The sequence below is a fragment of the Streptomyces sp. NPDC094032 genome (assembly GCF_040303965.1).
Lineage (GTDB): Bacteria > Actinomycetota > Actinomycetes > Streptomycetales > Streptomycetaceae > Streptomyces.
Genome location: NZ_JBEOUE010000013.1, coordinates 207,020 through 224,561, shown reverse-complemented (window position 1 = coordinate 224,561; position 17,542 = coordinate 207,020). Strand labels below are relative to the sequence as shown.

18 protein-coding genes are annotated in these 17,542 nt (G+C 71.6%); 8 read left to right on the top strand and 10 right to left on the bottom strand.

Features of this window, described 5'->3' with window-relative positions:
* Positions 1 to 322 precede the first annotated feature (322 nt).
* Positions 323 to 985, bottom strand: coding sequence for a DNA-3-methyladenine glycosylase (locus ABTZ54_RS20440; RefSeq protein ID WP_351665078.1), 663 nt, complete (start codon positions 983 to 985; stop codon positions 323 to 325).
* Positions 986 to 1,069: 84 nt separating this feature from the next.
* Between ABTZ54_RS20440 and ABTZ54_RS20435 the strand changes: the two genes are divergently transcribed.
* From ABTZ54_RS20435 to ABTZ54_RS20425, 3 genes are all read left to right on the top strand, one after another.
* On the top strand, positions 1,070 to 1,852 hold the full coding sequence (locus ABTZ54_RS20435) for a sporulation protein (protein WP_351665076.1): 783 nt from the start codon (positions 1,070 to 1,072) through the stop codon (positions 1,850 to 1,852).
* A gap of 52 nt (positions 1,853 to 1,904) precedes the next feature.
* A complete protein-coding gene (locus ABTZ54_RS20430) occupies positions 1,905 to 2,441 on the top strand; it encodes a YbhB/YbcL family Raf kinase inhibitor-like protein (RefSeq protein ID WP_351665074.1) in 537 nt (178 codons plus the stop codon).
* 162 nt (positions 2,442 to 2,603) lie between these two features.
* Positions 2,604 to 3,110, top strand: a complete 507-nt coding sequence (locus ABTZ54_RS20425) for an HNH endonuclease (protein WP_351665072.1) — start codon at positions 2,604 to 2,606, stop codon at positions 3,108 to 3,110.
* A gap of 61 nt (positions 3,111 to 3,171) precedes the next feature.
* On the opposite strand, the gene ABTZ54_RS20420 is transcribed toward ABTZ54_RS20425, so the two are convergent.
* From ABTZ54_RS20420 to ABTZ54_RS20405, 4 genes are all read right to left on the bottom strand, one after another.
* On the bottom strand, positions 3,172 to 3,945 hold the full coding sequence (locus ABTZ54_RS20420; RefSeq protein ID WP_351665070.1) for a sulfite exporter TauE/SafE family protein: 774 nt from the start codon (positions 3,943 to 3,945) through the stop codon (positions 3,172 to 3,174).
* Positions 3,946 to 4,042: 97 nt separating this feature from the next.
* Positions 4,043 to 4,993, bottom strand: a complete 951-nt coding sequence (locus ABTZ54_RS20415) for an SPFH domain-containing protein (protein WP_351665069.1) — start codon at positions 4,991 to 4,993, stop codon at positions 4,043 to 4,045.
* Between the two features lie 93 nt (positions 4,994 to 5,086).
* The gene (locus ABTZ54_RS20410) at positions 5,087 to 5,515 is read right to left on the bottom strand and encodes an NfeD family protein (protein ID WP_351665068.1); all 429 of its coding nucleotides are present in this window, start codon (positions 5,513 to 5,515) and stop codon (positions 5,087 to 5,089) included.
* An 85-nt stretch (positions 5,516 to 5,600) separates the two neighbouring features.
* The gene (locus ABTZ54_RS20405) at positions 5,601 to 6,392 is read right to left on the bottom strand and encodes an ABC transporter ATP-binding protein (RefSeq protein ID WP_351665067.1); all 792 of its coding nucleotides are present in this window, start codon (positions 6,390 to 6,392) and stop codon (positions 5,601 to 5,603) included.
* Positions 6,393 to 6,548: 156 nt separating this feature from the next.
* Between ABTZ54_RS20405 and ABTZ54_RS20400 the strand changes: the two genes are divergently transcribed.
* On the top strand, positions 6,549 to 7,340 hold the full coding sequence (locus tag ABTZ54_RS20400) for an Rv1486c family protein (RefSeq protein ID WP_351665066.1): 792 nt from the start codon (positions 6,549 to 6,551) through the stop codon (positions 7,338 to 7,340).
* A gap of 69 nt (positions 7,341 to 7,409) precedes the next feature.
* Here ABTZ54_RS20400 and ABTZ54_RS20395 read toward each other — a convergent pair whose 3' ends face one another.
* The 3 genes from ABTZ54_RS20395 to ABTZ54_RS20385 form a co-directional block, all read right to left on the bottom strand.
* A complete protein-coding gene (locus tag ABTZ54_RS20395; protein WP_351665065.1) occupies positions 7,410 to 7,649 on the bottom strand; it encodes a chaplin in 240 nt (79 codons plus the stop codon).
* 150 nt (positions 7,650 to 7,799) lie between these two features.
* On the bottom strand, positions 7,800 to 8,459 hold the full coding sequence (locus tag ABTZ54_RS20390) for a response regulator (protein WP_351665064.1): 660 nt from the start codon (positions 8,457 to 8,459) through the stop codon (positions 7,800 to 7,802).
* Positions 8,452 to 9,597 carry a GAF domain-containing sensor histidine kinase gene (locus tag ABTZ54_RS20385; protein ID WP_351665062.1) on the bottom strand — a complete coding sequence of 382 codons (1,146 nt, stop codon included), beginning with the start codon at positions 9,595 to 9,597 and terminating at the stop codon, positions 8,452 to 8,454. The genes ABTZ54_RS20390 and ABTZ54_RS20385 overlap by 8 nt, the downstream gene beginning before the upstream one ends.
* Positions 9,598 to 9,792: 195 nt before the next feature.
* Here ABTZ54_RS20385 and ABTZ54_RS20380 point away from each other — a divergent pair, with 195 nt between their 5' ends.
* The 3 genes from ABTZ54_RS20380 to ABTZ54_RS20370 all read left to right on the top strand — a co-directional run bounded on the left by ABTZ54_RS20380 (position 9,793) and on the right by ABTZ54_RS20370 (position 12,688).
* Complete coding sequence (locus ABTZ54_RS20380; protein ID WP_351665060.1) at positions 9,793 to 10,491, top strand: SDR family NAD(P)-dependent oxidoreductase; 699 nt, start codon at positions 9,793 to 9,795, stop codon at positions 10,489 to 10,491.
* A gap of 65 nt (positions 10,492 to 10,556) precedes the next feature.
* Complete coding sequence (locus ABTZ54_RS20375; RefSeq protein ID WP_351665058.1) at positions 10,557 to 11,660, top strand: S-adenosylmethionine:tRNA ribosyltransferase-isomerase; 1,104 nt, start codon at positions 10,557 to 10,559, stop codon at positions 11,658 to 11,660.
* Positions 11,661 to 11,950: 290 nt separating this feature from the next.
* The gene (locus tag ABTZ54_RS20370; RefSeq protein ID WP_351665056.1) at positions 11,951 to 12,688 is read left to right on the top strand and encodes a transglycosylase SLT domain-containing protein; all 738 of its coding nucleotides are present in this window, start codon (positions 11,951 to 11,953) and stop codon (positions 12,686 to 12,688) included.
* Positions 12,689 to 12,782: 94 nt separating this feature from the next.
* Here ABTZ54_RS20370 and ABTZ54_RS20365 read toward each other — a convergent pair whose 3' ends face one another.
* Positions 12,783 to 15,401 carry an ABC transporter ATP-binding protein/permease gene (locus ABTZ54_RS20365; protein ID WP_351665054.1) on the bottom strand — a complete coding sequence of 873 codons (2,619 nt, stop codon included), beginning with the start codon at positions 15,399 to 15,401 and terminating at the stop codon, positions 12,783 to 12,785.
* Between the two features lie 244 nt (positions 15,402 to 15,645).
* On the opposite strand from ABTZ54_RS20365, the gene serB reads away from it, so the two are divergent.
* The gene (gene serB / locus ABTZ54_RS20360; protein WP_351665052.1) at positions 15,646 to 16,908 is read left to right on the top strand and encodes a phosphoserine phosphatase SerB; all 1,263 of its coding nucleotides are present in this window, start codon (positions 15,646 to 15,648) and stop codon (positions 16,906 to 16,908) included.
* A gap of 72 nt (positions 16,909 to 16,980) precedes the next feature.
* On the opposite strand, the gene ABTZ54_RS20355 is transcribed toward serB, so the two are convergent.
* Positions 16,981 to 17,499 carry a SixA phosphatase family protein gene (locus ABTZ54_RS20355; protein WP_351665050.1) on the bottom strand — a complete coding sequence of 173 codons (519 nt, stop codon included), beginning with the start codon at positions 17,497 to 17,499 and terminating at the stop codon, positions 16,981 to 16,983.
* Positions 17,500 to 17,542: the final 43 nt, after the last annotated feature.

Here is a 17,542-nt window from a genome sequence, read left to right as displayed (position 1 = left end):
GAGTTCTCAAGGTGCGGACGCTTCCTTTGTACTTACCCTCTCGGGCTTTCCTCCGGGCGCTTCCTTCGTTCTTGCGTTTCCGACTCTATCAGATCTTTCCGATCCGATTTCCTCGGTGCTTTCCGGTCCCGAATTTGTTTCTTTCGGGGCCTTCCGGCGTGTCCACTACGTTAGCCGATTTCCCTGGAGACTCATAATCGAGCCTTTCGAAACGAATTCCGGCATGCCGAAATAGGTCCCGTTGGGATTCGTCGTAAGGAGTGGGTGACCGCTCTGGGGAGGCTTGAGTAAGCACTGCCCGTCTCAAGCGGCTCGGGCCACATTACGCACCTGTTGCGCCCGAGTCAAGGCGACGCTTCCGCGGCGTGTGGGCCCGGTACGGGCTCACCGTCGGGTCGCCGTCGATCCAGAAGCGCCAGGGGTGCGGGGCGCCGTCGCCGCCCACCCCGGTGCGGGGACCGGTGCGTACCTGGTCGGGCGGGGCCGGGGTGCCGGTGAGCAGGGAGAGCGGGGCGTCCGGGCCCGCGCAGGTGTCGGTGCCGTTCAGGGAGAGGGCGACGTCGAGGGCGGTGGCGAGGCGGGCCGGGCCCTTGGCCAGCTCGCGGTCGTACCGGGCCGAGAGACGTCGCTTCCTGGCCTGTTCCGTACCGCTGAGAATTTCGCCCGCTCGGAGCAGGACTCCGCCGGCGTGTCCCTCCGGGCCGCACACCAGGTTCAGGCAGTGCCACATGCCGTAGGTGAAGTAGACGTACGCGTGTCCGGGCGGGCCGAACATGACGGCGTTGCGGGCGGTGCGGCCGCGGAAGGCGTGGGAGCCGGGGTCGATCGCGCCGGCGTACGCCTCCACCTCGGTGAGGCGGAGCTCGATACGCCCGTCCGGGGAGTTCCGTACCAAGGTGCGGCCCAGGAGATCGGGGGCGACCTCCAGTACCGGGCGGTCATAGAAGGCCCGCGGGAGCGGCGTACGGTCGGGGCTCTCGCTCATGGCGTCCGAGGGTAGTGGGGAACCGGCTACGGTCGTCACGCGTATGTAGGGGTCAGACAGCGCAGGACACATAAGGAGTCGTTGATGGGGTTCAAGAAGCTGCTCGCGAGCCTGGGTGCGGGCGGGGCGTCGGTGGAGACCGTGCTCACCGAGGAGAACGTCGTCCCCGGTGGTGTGGTCCAGGGCGAGGTGCGGATCCAGGGCGGTTCCGTGGCCCAGCAGATCGAGGGGCTGTCCGTCGGTCTGCAGGCGCGGGTCGAGGTCGAGGGCGGCGACCAGGAGCACAAGCAGGACATCGAGTTCGTGAAGGTGCGGCTCGGCGGGGCCTTCGAAGTGCAGGCGGGCGCGGTGCACGTGGTGCCGTTCGGTCTGGAGATCCCGTGGGAGACGCCGGTCACCGCCATCGCGGGGCAGCAGCTGCGTGGCATGAACATCGGGGTGACGACGGAGCTGGAGATCGCCCGCGCGGTGGACTCCGGGGATCTGGACCCGATCAACGTGCACCCGCTGCCGGCGCAGCAGGCGATCCTGGACGCGTTCCTCCAGCTGGGCTTCCGGTTCAAGAGCGCGGACATGGAGCGGGGGCACATCCGCGGGACGCGGCAGCGGCTGCCGTTCTACCAGGAGATCGAGTTCTTCGCGCCGCAGCAGTACCGGGGGCTGAACCAGGTCGAGGTCAGCTTCGTCGCGGACGACCGGGAGATGGACGTCGTCCTGGAGATGGACAAGAAGCCGGGTCTGTTCACCGAGGGCAGCGACTCGTTCCGGTCGTTCACGGTGGGGCTGCACGACTTCCACACCACCGACTGGGCGGCCTACCTGAACCAGTGGCTCGCCGAGGTCGGCGGTCGCCGCAACTGGCTCTAGGCTCGGCGCGCAGGACGTGTTCGGAGTGGCCAGCGATACGGAGGTTCCAGACGTGGCCGAGGGCAAGAGGGCACCGCTCCCCCATGACTTCCACCCGCCGGTGCCGGCGTTCACCGTGGTGAGCGACGACATCGTGCCGGGCGGGGTGCTGAAGGACGCTCAGGTGTACGCGGCGGGGAACACCTCGCCGCAGCTGAGCTGGGACGGCTTTCCGGCGGGGACGAAGAGCTTCGCGGTGACGTGCTTCGATCCGGACGCGCCGACGGGCAGCGGGTTCTGGCACTGGGTGCTGTTCGATCTGCCGGTGTCGGTGACGGAGCTGCCGGCGGGTGCCGGTTCGGGGTCGTTCGTGGGGCTGCCGGCGGGTGCCGTGCAGGTCCGTAACGACTACGGGTCGAGGGACTTCGGCGGGGCGGCGCCGCCGGCCGGGGAGAACCACCGTTATGTGTTCACCGTGTACGCGGTGGACACGGAGAAGCTGGGGCCCGACGCGGACGCCTCGCCGGCCGCGGTCGGCTTCCATCTGCGCTTCCACACGCTGGGGCGCGCGCAGTTGGTGGGCGAGTACACGGGTCCCGCGCACAGCTGAGCGTTCGTTGGTTGTTTGCCCGCTTCTGGTCTTGGAGAGATCAGAAGCGGGCATCTTTGTTTTCGCGGATATTGCGTTGTCCTACCCGGCGTGCCCGGCCAGAGTTGATCCAAGCCCGGAGCCCACATGGGGGTCTTGGCCGGCACACGGGAGGTGGGCACAATGCGGGACACGCTGGTACTGAACGCGAGCTTCGAGCCGCTTTCTACGGTCACACTCAACCGTGCGGTGGTGCTTGTCCTGCAGGACAAGGCCGTCGTGGAGCAGGAACACCCCGGTCTGCGCGTGCGCGCGGCGGCCGTGGACATGCCGGTGCCCCGGGTGATCAGGCTGTGCCGCTATGTCCGGGTGCCCTTCCGAAGACAGGCTCCGTGGTCGAGGCGGGGTGTGCTGGTGCGGGATCAGCACCGGTGCGCGTACTGCGGGCGGCGGGCGACGACGGTGGACCATGTCGTGCCCCGGGCGCAGGGGGGTGGCGACCACTGGCTGAACACGGTGGCCTCGTGCGCGGAGGACAACCACCGCAAGGCGGACCGTACGCCGGAGCAGGCGGGGATGCCGTTGCTGCGCCAGCCGTTCGTACCGACTCCGGCGGACGCGATGCTGCTGGCGATGCGGGCCGGTGAGCGGTCGGAGCTGCCGGACTGGCTGACTGATCAGGCCGCGTAGGCCGCGTAGGCGGCTGTCGACGTGTGTGTGGGCCCGCCCCGGTCGGGGGCGGGCCCTTTCGTCATCTCAAGGTGAGCTGGAGGATGGCGACGATGCCGACGGCGATGATCACTCCGCGCAGGACGGTGGGCGAGAGGCGTCTGCCGACCTTGGCGCCGATCTGGCCGCCGATGGTGGAGCCGACGGCGATGAGCAGGACGGCCGTCCAGTCGAAGTCGGCGACGAAGAGGAAGAAGACGGCGGCGACGCCGTTGACGACGGCGCCGAGGATGTTCTTGACGGCGTTGACACGCTGCAGGGTGTCGTGGATCAGCAGGCCCATGAGCGAGAGGTAGAGGACGCCCTGGGCGGCGCCGAAGTAGCCGCCGTAGACGCTGGCGAGGAAGAGGCCGACGAGGAGGACGGGGCCGCCGTCGGGGTGGGCCTCGGTGCCGTTGGCCTCGCGGCGGCGCTGGACGGCGGCGGCGATGCGGGGCTGGAGGAGGACAAGGAGCAGCGCGATGCCGATGAGGACGGGGACGATCGCGTCGAAGGCGTCGGAGGGCAGGGAGAGGAGGAGGATCGCGCCGACGAGTCCGCCGACGAGGGCGGTGCCGCCGAGTCGGAGGACGCGGTTCTTCTGTCCCTTGAGTTCGCCGCGGTAGCCGATGGCGCCGCTGACGGAGCCGGAGACGAGGCCGAGGGTGTTGGAGACGTTCGCGGTGATCGGCGGCAGGCCGGTGGCGAGGAGGACGGGGAACGTGATGAGGGTTCCCGATCCGACGACGGTGTTGATGGCGCCGGCGGCTGTGCCGGCGCCGAAGACTGCCAGTGCTTCCCAGATGGACAACGCCATCTCCTTACATGGTCAGTGAGTCGCCTCCCCGCCCTGGTGCCATCGGTCCCGGGTCGAGGGGCTCGCACAGATCATGCACGAGGATTACGTGTACGTGTCAGTCAACCGGGGGTTCTTCGCGGCGCTGCGAACCGTCCTTGGGCGGGGCGGCCTTGGTGTCGAAGCCGGGGACGCCGGGGGCGACGTTGCCGAAGGCGCCGGAGAGGCCCTTGAGGGCGTCGCCGATCTCGCTGGGCACGATCCAGAGCTTGTTGGCGTCGCCCTCGGCGATCTTCGGGAGCATCTGGAGGTACTGGTAGGAGAGCAGCTTCTGGTCGGGGTCGCCGGCGTGGATGGCCTCGAAGACCGTGCGGACGGCCTGGGCCTCGCCCTCGGCGCGGAGCGCGGCGGCCTTGGACTCGCCCTCGGCGCGCAGGATCGCCGACTGCTTCTCGCCCTCGGCGGTGAGGATCTGGGACTGGCGGATGCCCTCGGCGGTGAGGATCGCGGCGCGCTTGTCGCGGTCGGCGCGCATCTGCTTCTCCATCGAGTCCTGGATGGAGGTGGGCGGCTCGATGGCCTTGAGCTCGACGCGGTTGACGCGGATGCCCCACTTGCCGGTGGCCTCGTCGAGGACGCCGCGCAGGGCGGCGTTGATCTCCTCGCGGGAGGTGAGGGTGCGCTCCAGGTCCATGCCGCCGATGATGTTGCGGAGCGTGGTGACGGTGAGCTGCTCGATGGCCTGGATGTAGCTGGCGACTTCGTAGGTCGCGGCGCGGGCGTCGGTGACCTGGTAGTAGATGACGGTGTCGATGTTGACGACCAGGTTGTCCTGGGTGATCACCGGCTGCGGCGGGAAGGGCACGACCTGCTCGCGGAGGTCGATGCGGTTGCGGATGCGGTCGATGAACGGGACCACGATGTTGAGTCCGGCGTTGAGCGTGCGGGTGTAGCGGCCGAAGCGCTCCACGATCGCGGCGCTCGCCTGGGGGATGACCTGGATGGTCTTGATCAGGGCGATGAAGACAAGCACCACCAGAATGATCAGGACGATGATGACTGCTGACATCGTGTTCCCTGTGCCCTTCGCTGCGGGTTGCCGGTTGACTACGAGATGATGATCGAGTTTCCCAGACCGCGGGGCGTCATGGGCGAGGTTCGGTCACATGACGACGGCGGTGGCCCCGTCGATGTCGACGACGTCGACCTGTTCGCCCGGTTCGAAGCTCTGGCCCGTGTCGAGCGTGCGGGCGGACCAGACCTCGCCGTTGAGCTTGATACGGCCGCCGTCGGCGTCCACCCGTTCCAGGACCAGGGCCTGACGGCCCTTCAGGGCGTCGATGCCGGTGACCAGTCGGGGGCGGTCGTCGCGGTGGCGGGCCGCTATGGGGCGGACCACCGCGATGAGGGCCACGGAGACCACGGCGAAGGCGATCACCTGGGGGACGACGCCGAAGCCGAGGGCGGCGGTGACCGCTCCGGCGACCGCGCCGACGGACAGCATGCCGAACTCGGGCATCGCGGTGAGGACCAGGGGAATGCCGAGCCCCACCGCGCCGATCAGCCACCAGATCCATGCGTCGATGTCCACAAGGTCATGGTAGGGCGGGTGGGGCTTCCGGGACAGGGTGCGGTGGGGGCGTGGCTCTGTGCGGTGGCTACGCCCTTCCCTCCGCCTACTTGAGGGGCAGGCCCTGGGCGGTGTAGCGGTCGCCGACGTGCTCGACGACGAGCGGGAGGCCGAAGCAGCGGGAGAGGTTGCGGGAGGTCAGCTCGGTCTCCATGGGGCCCGCGGCGAGGACCTTGCCCTGGCGGATCATCAGGACGTGGGTGAAGCCGGGGGCGATCTCCTCGACGTGGTGGGTCACCATGATCATCGAGGGGGCGTACGGGTCGCGGGCGAGCCGGCCGAGGCGGCGGACCAGGTCCTCGCGGCCGCCGAGGTCGAGGCCGGCGGCGGGCTCGTCGAGGAGGAGGAGCTCGGGGTCGGTCATCATCGCGCGGGCGATGAGGGTGCGCTTGCGCTCGCCCTCGGAGAGGGTGCCGAACTTGCGGTCCAGGTAGTCGGTCATGCCGAGGCGGTCGAGGAAGGCCTTGGCGCGCTCCTCGTCGACCGGGTCGTAGTCCTCGTGCCAGGTCGCCGTCATGCCGTACGCGGCGGTGAGGACGGTCTGGAGGACGGTCTGGCGCTTGGGCAGCTTCTCCGCCATCGCGATGCCGGCCATGCCGATGCGGGGGCGCAGGTCGAACACGTCGACGGCGCCGAGGCGCTCGCCGAGGATGGTGGCGGTGCCCTTGGTGGGGTAGAGGTAGCTGGAGGCGAGGTTGAGCAGGGTGGTCTTGCCGGCGCCGTTGGGGCCGAGGATGACCCAGCGCTCGCCTTCCTTGACCGACCAGGAGACGTCGTCCACCAGAGCGCGTCCGTCGCGGACCACGGATACGTCCACCAGCTCCAGTACATCGCTCATGAGCGCGTTGTCTCCCCTTGCGGTCGAATCTTTGTCGTCGCCTTGCGCCTGTGGGCGCGGCGTCCAGAGGAAAACCTACGCCACCGACGGGGTGGGCCGGTCCTTAGGGCTTGCTTTCCGCCGTGGGGCCGCCCGGGAGTCCCTACGCTGGGGGGCATGCTTTCGGAACCACGCTCAGGACGTCTGGCCGCTTGGGGCAATGCCCTGCTGGCCGGGGCGGTGTCGCCGGACGACGCCGCGCTCGCGATTGTCGGGGAGGACGCGGTGCACCGCGTGGAGGGGCTGCCGGGCGAGGCGGGGCCGGTCGGCCTGACGCTGGCGCTGGGGCGGCTGCGGCGGCTCGGGGTGACCGGGTGGCGGGTGGCGCTGCCCGCGCCGGGGCATCCGCTGGGGCTGAGCGGCCCGCCGGAGTTCAACGCGCGGGCGCTGGAGGCGGAGGAGGCGGTGGTCGGCTTCGGCGCCCCGTACGGCCTGGTGCCGGAGGTCTCGGAGGCGGGGCCCGCGGGTGATCTGCACGTGGAGGTCGTCTGGCGCTGCCTCGCGGTACGGGAGGCTCCGCCGGCGGACGTGCCGTCCCTGGGCGAGGCGGAGCGGGAGCTCGCGGAGGCCCTGCGGGAGGCGACGACGGTCCTGACCCGCCTCGACGTGGCCGCCTCGGGCCCGACGGCGGACGCGGCCCGCGACGCGTACCGCGCCCGCGCGGAGGCCGGCCGCGAGGTCCTGGCCCCCGGCTACCCGCCCCGCGCGGTCCGCGTCCTGGAACTGGCCCAGCGCATCGGCCTGCTCGTGGACCTGGCGTACGACCACGGTCACGGGGGCGCGGTGAGCGCGGCGGAGATGGCGGCGCGGGGTGCGGCGCTGCGGCCGGTGGAGCGGGTGGCTCGGCGGGCGCAGGTGGCGGCGTACAACGCGTACGTGGAGGAGCGGGAGCGGGAGCGGGGGTTCTAGGGCCGGCGCTCCCGGGCATGGGTCCGGCCCCCGGGGGATCTGCCGGGGGCCGGGGTTTCGGGGTGGGCGTCAGTGGTTGATGGCGCCGTTGCCGAAGGCCGGGTTGAGCAGGCCGATCACGTTGACCGTGTTGCCGGAGACGTTCACCGGGACGTGGACCGGGACCTGCACCAGGTTGCCCGAGGCGACGCCCGGGGAGTGGACGGCCTGGCCGTGGGCGTCCGCGTTCGCGGAGGCGACGCCCGCACCGGCGGCGACGATGCCACCGGCGACCATGGTCAGGGCAGCGGCCTTCTTGAGGTTGTTCACTTCAGGATCCTCCTGGTCATCGCTGCGGCCGGTCCGCCGCAGCACGCCATGGAGAACGCCGCCGGCCCCGCTCGGTTGCGCCGAACGGGGGACATACACACGACGGTATGACTGGGGGAACGGGCGTGCCCCCGCCGCGCCGGACCGGCCCTAGGTCGTCAGGCCGTGCCGTACGGCCCAGAGGGCGGCCTGGGTGCGATCCGCCAGGTCCAGTTTCATGAGGATGTTCGAGACGTGGGTCTTGACCGTCTTCTCGGAGAGGACGAGCGCCCGGGCGATCTCCCGGTTGGAGCGCCCGTCGGCGATCAGGCCGAGCACCTCCCGCTCCCGCTCGGTCAGCGTGGAGCCGCGCCCCGTGCCGCCGCCCTGGCCGTGGTCCTCCTGACTGAGCAGGGCGCCGGCGACCTCGGGCTGGAGCAGGACGTGTCCGGCGTGGACCGAGCGGATGGCGCCGGCGAGCGCGTCGGGGTCGATGTCCTTGTAGACGTATCCGCTCGCGCCGGCGCGCAGCGCGGGGACGACCGTGCGCTGTTCGGTGAAGCTGGTGACGACCAGGACGCGCGCCGGGTTGGCCAGCTCGCGCAGGCGGCGCAGCGCCTCGATGCCGTCGGTGCCGGGCATCTTGACGTCCATGAGGACGACGTCGGGCCGCAGCTGCTCGGCGGCGGCCACGCCCTCCGCGCCGTCGGACGCCTCCCCCACCACCTCTATGTCGTCCTGCACCTCAAGGAAGGTGCGCAGGCCGCGGCGGACCACCTGGTGGTCGTCGACCAGCAGGACACGGATCGCCTTCCTCTTCTCCTCAGCCACCGGGGACCTCCATCTCGATCGTGGTGCCCCGCCCCGGGGCCGATGTCACGGTCAGTGTGCCGCCCACCCCGGCGGACCGGTCGCGCATGGAGACCAGGCCCAGGTGGCGGCCCGCGCTGCGGACGGTGCGCGGCTCGAAGCCCTGGCCGTCGTCGGTGACGGCGAGCCGCGCTCCCTGGCCGCTGCGGGTCAGGGAGACGGTGACCAGGGCCGCGCCCGAGTGGCGCAGCGCGTTGTGCAGGGCCTCCTGGGCGACCCGCAGCACGGCCTCCTCCTGGGCGGCGGGCAGCGCGCGGACGCCGGAGCTGTCGAAGGTGACGCGGGCGGTGTGGGCGCGGTCGAGGACCTGGATCTGGGTGCGCAGGGTGTGCACCAGGCCGTCCTCGTCCAGGGCGGCGGGCCGCAGCTCGACGACGGCGGCGCGCAGCTCGTCGGCGGCCTCGGCGGCCAGCAGGGCGACCTGGTGGAGCTCGTCCTTGGCGCGGCCCGGGTCGCGGTCGACGAGCGCGGCGGCGGCCTGGGCGGTGAGGCGCAGGGAGAACAGCTTCTGGCTGACGGCGTCGTGCAGCTCGTGGGCCAGCCGGGAGCGCTCCTCCGCGATGGTGAGCTCGCGGCTGCGCTCGTACAGCCGGGCGTTGGTCAGGGCGATGGCCGCGTGCTGGGCGAGGAGGGTGAGGAGCTCCTCGTCCTCGGCGGTGAAGCCGCAGCCTCCGTCCGGCTTGGGGCAGCGCTTGTTGGCGAGGAAGAGGGCCGCGAGGATCTCGTCGCCGTCGCGGACCGGGAGGCCGAGGAAGTCGGACATGTCCGGGTGGGCCTCGGGCCAGCCCTCGAAGCGGGGGTCCTCGCGGACGTCGGCGAGGCGCTCGGGCTCGGCCTTGTGGAGCATCGCGGCGAGGATGCCGTGCTGGCGGGGCAGGGGGCCGATGGCCCGCCACTGCTCGTCGCTGACGCCGTCGACGACGAACTGGGCGAAGCCGCCGTGGTCGTCGGGGACGCCGAGCGCCGCGTACTCGGCGTCGAGCAGCTCGCGCGCGGACGCGACGATCGTCTTGAGGACGTCGCGGACCTCCATCTGGCGGTTCATCGCCAGCAGGGCGCTGCTCACGGCGGCCAGGCCGGAGCTCGGTCGGTGACTCATGTGTTCACCGTACCGGCGGGGTGTGACAGTCCGTATCCGTCCGGGGACGGCGGTGGGGCGGGACCCGGGGCCTAGGTCGAAGTGCCCTGGGCGGTCGGGGCCGGGGGACGAGGCGGCGGGCGGGGCGGGTCACGAGGCTGGATCCCATCGGTTCGTACGCGGAAGTCTCGTACGTGGGAGAAGAGGGGTGCGGTCATGGGTGCCGCGATCGTCACGGGGGCGTCGAAGGGTCTTGGCCGGGCGCTGGCGGCGGGGCTCGCCGCGCGGGGCTGGGACCTGGTGCTCGACGCCCGTACGGCGCCGGTCCTGGAGGAGAGCGCGGCGGCGGCCCGGGCGCACGGCACGCGGGTGGTGGCGGTGCCCGGGGACGTCACGGACCCGGCGCACCGCGCGGAGCTGGTGACCGCGGCGCGGCGGCTCGGCGGGCTCGACCTGCTGGTGAGCAACGCGAGCGTGCTGGGCGCGGAGCCGCTGGTGCGGCTGGACGCGCTGCCGCTGGACGGGCTGCGGGCGGCGTTCGAGACGAACGCGGTGGCCGCGCTCGGGCTCGTACAGGAGGGGCTGCCGCTGCTGCGGGAGAGCGCGGCGGGAGCCGTGATCGCGGTGAGCTCGGACGCGGCGGCGGAGCCGTACGGCACCTGGGGCGGGTACGGGGCGTCGAAGGCGGCGCTCGACCAGCTGGCGGCGGTGCTGGCGGTGGAGGAGCCGGGGCTGCGGGTGTGGGCGGTGGACCCGGGCGACATGGCGACGGACCTGTACGCGGCGGCGGTCCCGGACGACACGGACCCGCATCCGGCGCCGGAGTCGGTGGTGCCGGGCTTCCTGTCCCTGGTCGAGCGCCGTCCGGCGAGCGGGCGGTACACGGCTGCGGAGCTGGTGGGGGTGGAGGGGTGAGTGTGGGCCTGGGGGGCGGGCGGAGCGGGTCGGCCTGCGGCTTGTGGGAGGTCCCGGAGGCGCGGGTGCGGGGCTGTGGAGCGGCCCTGCCCGTCCGTGACTTCCCTGAGGTCCCCGGAGAGCTGGCCGCGCGTCTGCCCGCCGAGCAGCGGGGGCCGGGGCTCGGGCGGGACGATGTGCGGCTGCTCGTGTCCCGGGGGACGGAGGTGGCGCATCGGGGGTTTCGGGAGTTGCCCTTGTTGCTGCGGGGTGGGGACGTGCTGGTGGTGAACACCTCCGTGACGCTGGCGGCCGCGGTGGACGGGCGGGTCGGGGCCGAGCCGGGTGGGGAGGTGGTGGTCGTCCACTTCTCCACGCGGGGTGACGACCGGCGGTGGGCGGTGGAGCTGCGTACCCCGGACCGGGCGGGTGCGACCCGGCCGCGGGCGGGCGGTCCGCCGGGGGTGGTCGTGCGGCTGCCGGGCGGGGCGCGGCTGGTCCTGGAGGAGCCGCTGGCGCGGGGGTCGGCGCGGCTGTGGTGGGCGCGGCCGAATGTCGAGGTGGCGGGGCTGCTCGCGCGGTACGGGCGGCCGATCCGTTACGGGTACACGGAGCGGGACCAGCCGGTGGCGGCGTACCGGACGGTGTTCGCCCGGCCCTCGCCCGACGGCGGGGGCTCGGCGGAGATGCCGAGCGCGGGGCGTCCGTTCACGGCGCGGCTGGTCGCGGAGCTGGAGGGCCGGGGCGTGCGGATCGCCCCGCTCGTCCTGCACACGGGCGTGGCGTCGTCGGAGGCGCACGAGCCGCCGTATCCGGAGCGCTTCGAGGTGCCGCCGGAGACGGCACGGCTGGTGAACGAGGCGCGGGCCGCCGGGGGCCGGGTGATCGCGGTGGGGACCACCGCCGTCAGGGCGCTGGAGTCGGCGGCGGTCGGGGGCGTCGTGCGGGCCGCGGCCGGGTGGACCGGGCTCGTCGTGACGCCCGAGCGGGGGGTGCGGGTGGTGGACGGGCTGCTGACGGTGCTGCACGAGCCTGCGGCCTCGCATCTGCTGATGCTGGAGGCGGTGGCGGGGCGGCCCGCGCTGCGCAGCGCGTACGCCGAGGCGGTGCGCGAGCGCTACCTCTGGCACGAGTTCGGGGACGTCCACCTCATCCTCCCGGAGGACAACCCTCACTGTGCGCATTGCTGACGCAACGCCTGGTGAGCCTGTTACGTCCCCGATGTGAGCCCGCGCATAGGACGCACATCACTTACGACTCCCCCTAGTGGATCCGTAGGGGGTGGATCGACGCTGCCTGGACTGGCCTCGGGGGTGTTCGGGGGCGCCCCCGGACACCCCCTGATCCACTATCCCGGATCGTACGTCACACCTTTGCCACGGGATTTTGCGGCCGCTAAGAATTGCGTCCGTCGCCGCCGAAGCAGGCGCAGTGCCGCCCGGCCTGAGCGACCCCCTGCGATTCGAAGAGGTACTGCCGCATGTCTGCGAAGACCCCTGGCCACAGTCGTGGTCTGAAGAAGACCCACAAGGCCACGATCGCCGGCGTCGCCGCGCTCAGCGCCGTAGCGGTCGGCATCTCCCTCGTCCCGGGCAACGGCGGCGCCACCGAGACCGAGCCCCAGGCCCTGGCGAACACGCAGCAGGTCGCCTGGTCGTACGACGCGAACAGCCCGCAGGCCAAGGCTCTGGCCGCCAGCCTCGACTCGCAGCAGTCCACGATCGAGCTGAAGGCCAAGCAGGACGCCGCCGCCAAGGCCGCCGCGAAGGCCAAGGCGGACGCCAAGGCGAAGGCCGACGCGAAGGCCAAGGCCGCGGCCAAGGCGAAGGCCGACGCCAAGAAGCGCGCCGAGGCGAAGGCGGCCGCGAGCCGCGCCGCCGTCCGCGCGCCGGTCTTCGCGAACAACCTCGACGGCTGGATCCGCGAGGCGCTCTACATCATGGACAAGCACGACATCCCGGGTACCTACAACGGCATCCACAAGAACGTGATGCGCGAGTCCAGCGGCAACCCGTTCGCCATCAACAACTGGGACATCAACGCCATCAACGGCGTCCCGTCCAAGGGTCTGCTCCAGGTCATCTACCCGACCTTCAAGGCGTACCACATCCCCGGCACCAAGTTCGACCAGTACGACCCGGTCGCCAACATCGTCGCCGCCTGCAACTACGCGGCCGACCGCTACGGCTCGATCGACAACGTCAACAGCGCGTACTGAGCCTCCCGCTCCGCGCCCCCGCACATGCCGAAGGGCGGCACCCCGCACGGGGTGCCGCCCTTCGGGCGTGGCCTCGCGGCCGTGGCCGTGGCCGTTACTTGCGCATGACCTCGGGCTCGTGGCGGCGCAGCAGCCGCGCGACGAGCACGCAGCAGATCGTGGCCATGAGCAGCTGGATGCCGAGGTCGATGCCCCACTGTCCGGCCGAGTGCTCCCACAGGGCGTCGAGGTTGTCCGGGTTCTTGTGGTCCCACGGCGGCATCAGGTGCGCCAGGTCGAGCGTGGTGCCGGCGCCGGCGATGCCCCAGCGGGACGGCATCAGCCAGGCGAACTGCTCCAGGCCGGGCGAGCCGTACACCTGGAAGAGGATGCCGGTGAACACGACCTGGATGATCGCGAACATGACGAGCAGCGGCATGGTCTTCTCGGCGGTCTTCACCAGGGCCGAGATGACGAGGCCGACCATCATCGAGGTCAGGCCGAGGGCGATGACCTGGATGCAGAGCTCGATCGCCGGCGGCATGAACAGGCCCTCCTCCGGCAGCTCGCGGGTGGAGAAGCCGATGCCGCAGATGATCACGCCCTGGAAGGCGGTGATCACGCCGAGGACGATGACCTTGGACATCAGGTACGCGGAGCGGGACAGGCCGGTGGCGCGCTCCCGCTCGTAGATGACCCGTTCCTTGATCAGTTCTCGTACGGAGTTGGCGGCGCCCGAGAAGCACATGCCGACCGCGAGGATCAGCATGATCGTGCCGGCGTCGCCGTTGAAGCGGGACGGCGCGACGGGCTTGCCGAGGCCGAAGTCGGCCGGGATGACCACGGAGACCGCGCCGAGCACGGCCGGCAGGATCACCATCAGGGCCAGGAAGCCCCGGTCGGAGGCGATCACCGACACATAGCGGCGGATCAGGGTCCACAGCTGGGAGCCCCAGCCCTGCGGCTTGGGCGGGCGGGCCAGCGCCTGCTGGGCCTGCTGCGGCAGCTGGACCGGCTGGGCGGCGACGGCGTCGATCTCGGCCGCGTACATCTGGTAGTGCTGCGAGCCCTTCCAGCGGCCCGCCCAGTCGTAGTCGCGGTAGTTCTCGAAGGCGGAGAAGACGTCGGCCCAGGTGGAGTAGCCGAAGAAGTTCAGCGCCTCCTCCGGCGGGCCGAAGTACGCCACCGAGCCGCCGGGCGCCATCACGAGCAGCTTGTCGCACAGGCCGAGCTCGGCCACCGAGTGCGTGACGACGAGGACGGTGCGGCCGTCGTCGGCGAGGCCGCGCAGCAGCTGCATGACATCGCGGTCCATGCCCGGGTCGAGGCCGGAGGTCGGCTCGTCCAGGAAGATCAGCGAGGGCTTGGTCAGCAGCTCCAGGGCGACGGAGACGCGCTTGCGCTGGCCGCCGGAGAGGGAGGTGACCTTCTTCTCCTTGTGGATGTCCAGCTTGAGCTCGCGCAGCACCTCGTCGATGCGGGCCTCGCGCTCGGCCTCGGCGGTGTCGCCGGGGAAGCGCAGCTTGGCCGCGTAGCGCAACGCCTTCTGGACGGTCAGCTCCTTGTGCAGGATGTCGTCCTGCGGGACCAGACCGATGCGCTGGCGCAGCTCGGCGAACTGCTTGTAGAGGCTGCGGTTGTCGTAGAGGACGTCGCCCTCGTTGGCCGGGCGGTAGCCGGTCAGCGCCTTGAGGAGGGTGGACTTTCCGGAGCCGGACGGGCCGATGACGCCGATCAGCGACTTCTCCGGGACGCCGAAGGTGACGTCCTTGAGGATCTGCTTGCCGCCGTCGACCGTCACCGTGAGGTGGCGGGCGGAGAAGGAGACGTCGCCGGTGTCGACGAACTCCTCCAGCTGGTTGCCGACGATCCGGAAGGTCGAGTGGCCGACGCCGACGATGTCGTTGGGGCCGATGAGGGCGGTGCCGCCCTTGGCGATCGGCTGACCGTTGACATACGTGCCGTTGTGCGAGCCGAGGTCGGTGATCTCGAACCGGCCGTCGGGCGTCGCCTGGAACTTGGCGTGCTGGCGCGAGACCTGGAGGTCGGAGACGACCAGCTCGTTCTCCAGGCCACGGCCGATGCGCATGACATGGCCGAGGTCGAGCTGGTGGAAGGTGGTGGGGCTGCGGTCGCCGTGCACCGGGTACGCGCCCTGCGGGCCGGCCTGCTGGTGCGGGACCTGCGGCTGCGGCGGCTGGGCGTGCGGAGCCTGCTGGTGCGGGACGCCCTGCGGGGCCTGCTGCGGGGCCTGCTGCTGCGGCTGCTGCCAGCCCTGCGGCGGGGCCTGGTGCTGGGCCTGCTGCTGTGCTTGCTGCGGCGGGGCCTGGTGCGTGGCCCACTCCGCCTGGGCGGCGGCCTGCGCCTGGTGCGCGGGCTGCGCGGGGGCCTGCTGGGCCGGTGCGGCGGCCTGCTGCGGGGCCGGTGCGCCGGTGGCGGCGAGATTCAGCCGCGGGCCGTCGGTGGCGTTGCCGAGGTGGACGGCCGAGCCCGGGCCGATCTCCACCTGGTGGACCCGCTGGCCCCGCACGAACGTGCCGTTGGTGGAGCCGTGGTCCTCGATGACCCAACTCCGGCCGCCCCAGCTGATGGTGGCGTGCCGCCACGAGACCCTGGCGTCGTCGATGACCAGGTCGCCCTGGGGATCGCGGCCGAGGGTGTACGACCTGGACGGATCGAGGGTCCAGGTCCTTCCATTCAATTCCAGTACGAGTTCTGGCACTCCACGCCCCACTACTTGTCCCCCGCGGTACCCCCGTCTTCGGGAGCCCAGGGATGATGAACATCCGGGGGAACTATTTCAGGCCCTGGGCCGTATCCGAAAGTCGGGCCGCGTGAAGAGCTTGCGCAACCCGCACGGGGCACACCCCGGTACCCGCACGGCGGACTCCCCCGTGACAAGCCTGCGGCCACGCGGGTGTCCGGCAGGCGGGACGGGGGGCCGGGTGGCACGGGGTGCCCGATACGGTGGACGCACCATGAGCGCATCGCAGACCTCAGACGTTCCCACCTCGGACGATCCCGCCGCGCACCTCGCCGCCGCGGACGTTCCCACGCTTCTCGTCAAGATCTTCGGGAAGGACCGTCCCGGGATCACCGCCGGACTCTTCGACACCCTCGCCGCCTACTCCGTCGACGTCGTGGACATCGAGCAGGTCGTCTCCCGCGGCCGGCTCGTCCTGTGCGCGCTCGTCACCGAGCCGACCGTCGCCTCGCAGGGCGAACTCCGCGCGACCGTGCACAGCTGGGCCGAGTCCATGAAGCTCCAGGCCGAGATCATCTCGGGCACGGGCGACAACCGGCCACGCGGTGAGGGGCGCTCGCACGTCACCGTGCTCGGGCACCCGCTGACCGCGGAGCAGACGGCCGCCATAGCGGCCAGGATCACGGAGGCCGGCGGCAACATCGACCGGATCTTCCGGCTCGCCAAGTATCCGGTGACGGCGGTGGAGTTCGCCGTCTCGGGCTGTGAGGCCGAGCCGCTGCGCACCGCGCTGGCCCCCGAGGCCCACTCGGTCGGCGTGGACGTGGCCGTGGTCTCGGCCGGACTGCACCGGCGGGCCCAGCGGCTCGTCGTCATGGACGTCGACTCGACCCTGATCCAGGACGAGGTCATCGAGCTCTTCGCGGCGCACGCGGGCTGCGAGGACAAGGTCGCCGAGGTGACGGAGGCGGCGATGCGCGGCGAGCTGGACTTCGAGCAGTCGCTGCACGCCCGGGTGGAGCTGCTCGCCGGTCTGGACGCCTCGGTGGTGGACAAGGTCCGCTCCGAGGTCCGGCTGACCCCGGGGGCGCGCACCCTGATCCGTACCCTCAAGCGGCTCGGCTACCAGGTGGGGGTCGTCTCCGGCGGCTTCACCCAGGTCACCGACGACCTCAAGGAGAAGCTGGGGCTCGACTTCGCCCAGGCCAACACCCTGGAGATCGTGGACGGGCGGCTGACCGGCCGGGTGACCGGAGAGATCGTGGACCGGGCGGGCAAGGCGCGGCTGCTGCGCCGGTTCGCCGAGGAGGCCGGGGTGCCGCTGGCGCAGACCGTCGCGATCGGCGACGGCGCCAACGACCTGGACATGCTGAACGCGGCCGGTCTCGGGGTGGCGTTCAACGCCAAGCCGGTGGTGCGCCGGGCGGCGGACACCGCGGTCAACGTGCCGTTCCTGGACACCGTGCTCTACCTCCTCGGGATCACCCGCGAGGAGGTCGAGGCCGCGGACGGCGGCACGGGGGACCTGCTCCACTGAGCGGTACGCGTACGGGAAGGGGCCCGGTCGTCGGTCGACGGCCGGGCCCCTTCGCGTACCGGCGCCGGGGGCTCAGTCGTGCGGGGTCCAGAAGTCGGTCAGGGTGCCCACGCCGTGCTCGACGGACTTCCAGGAGCCGTTGAAGGTCACGACGGCGAAGGCGGAGGTGGGGAAGCCGCTGCGGCTCATGCGGGCGAGGGCGTCCCCCTCGACCTCGCCGGACAGGGCGTCGGCGAGGGCGTGCATCCCGGGGTTGTGGCCGATGAGCAGGAGGCCGTTCACCGTGTCGGGGGTCTCGTTGACCACGGCGATGAGCTCGCCGAGGGAGGCCTCGTACAGCCGCTCCTCGTACACCGTCTTCGGGCGCTCGGGGAGCTCCTGGACGGCCAGCTTCCAGGTCTCGCGGGTCCTGGCCGCGGTCGAGCACAGGGCCAGGTCGAGGGAGACACCGGATGCGGCGAGGCGGCGGCCCGCGACGGGGGCGTCCGTGCGGCCGCGGTCGGCGAGCGGCCGCTCGTGGTCGGAGGTCTGCGGCCAGTCGGCCTTGGCGTGTCGGAACAGCACGATCCTGCGGGGTGTGTCGACGCTCATCTCCACAGCTTCGCACGAATCAGGCCGTGTTGACTCGGAGAGC

Excerpts from the sequence above, each read along its gene's own strand:
- ABTZ54_RS20440 (WP_351665078.1), bottom strand. The coding sequence starts at position 985 with ATGAGCGAGAGCCCCGACCGTACGCCGCTCCCGCGGGCCTTCTATGAC.
- ABTZ54_RS20385 (WP_351665062.1), bottom strand. The coding sequence starts at position 9,597 with ATGAGTCACCGACCGAGCTCCGGCCTGGCCGCCGTGAGCAGCGCCCTG.
- ABTZ54_RS20355 (WP_351665050.1), bottom strand. The coding sequence starts at position 17,499 with ATGAGCGTCGACACACCCCGCAGGATCGTGCTGTTCCGACACGCCAAG.
- ABTZ54_RS20405 (WP_351665067.1), bottom strand. The coding sequence starts at position 6,392 with ATGAGCGATGTACTGGAGCTGGTGGACGTATCCGTGGTCCGCGACGGA.
- ABTZ54_RS20435 (WP_351665076.1), top strand. The coding sequence starts at position 1,070 with ATGGGGTTCAAGAAGCTGCTCGCGAGCCTGGGTGCGGGCGGGGCGTCG.
- ABTZ54_RS20415 (WP_351665069.1), bottom strand. The coding sequence starts at position 4,993 with ATGTCAGCAGTCATCATCGTCCTGATCATTCTGGTGGTGCTTGTCTTC.
- ABTZ54_RS20425 (WP_351665072.1), top strand. The coding sequence starts at position 2,604 with ATGCGGGACACGCTGGTACTGAACGCGAGCTTCGAGCCGCTTTCTACG.
- ABTZ54_RS20370 (WP_351665056.1), top strand. The coding sequence starts at position 11,951 with ATGTCTGCGAAGACCCCTGGCCACAGTCGTGGTCTGAAGAAGACCCAC.
- ABTZ54_RS20380 (WP_351665060.1), top strand. The coding sequence starts at position 9,793 with ATGGGTGCCGCGATCGTCACGGGGGCGTCGAAGGGTCTTGGCCGGGCG.
- serB (WP_351665052.1), top strand. The coding sequence starts at position 15,646 with ATGAGCGCATCGCAGACCTCAGACGTTCCCACCTCGGACGATCCCGCC.
- ABTZ54_RS20400 (WP_351665066.1), top strand. The coding sequence starts at position 6,549 with ATGCTTTCGGAACCACGCTCAGGACGTCTGGCCGCTTGGGGCAATGCC.
- ABTZ54_RS20420 (WP_351665070.1), bottom strand. The coding sequence starts at position 3,945 with ATGGCGTTGTCCATCTGGGAAGCACTGGCAGTCTTCGGCGCCGGCACA.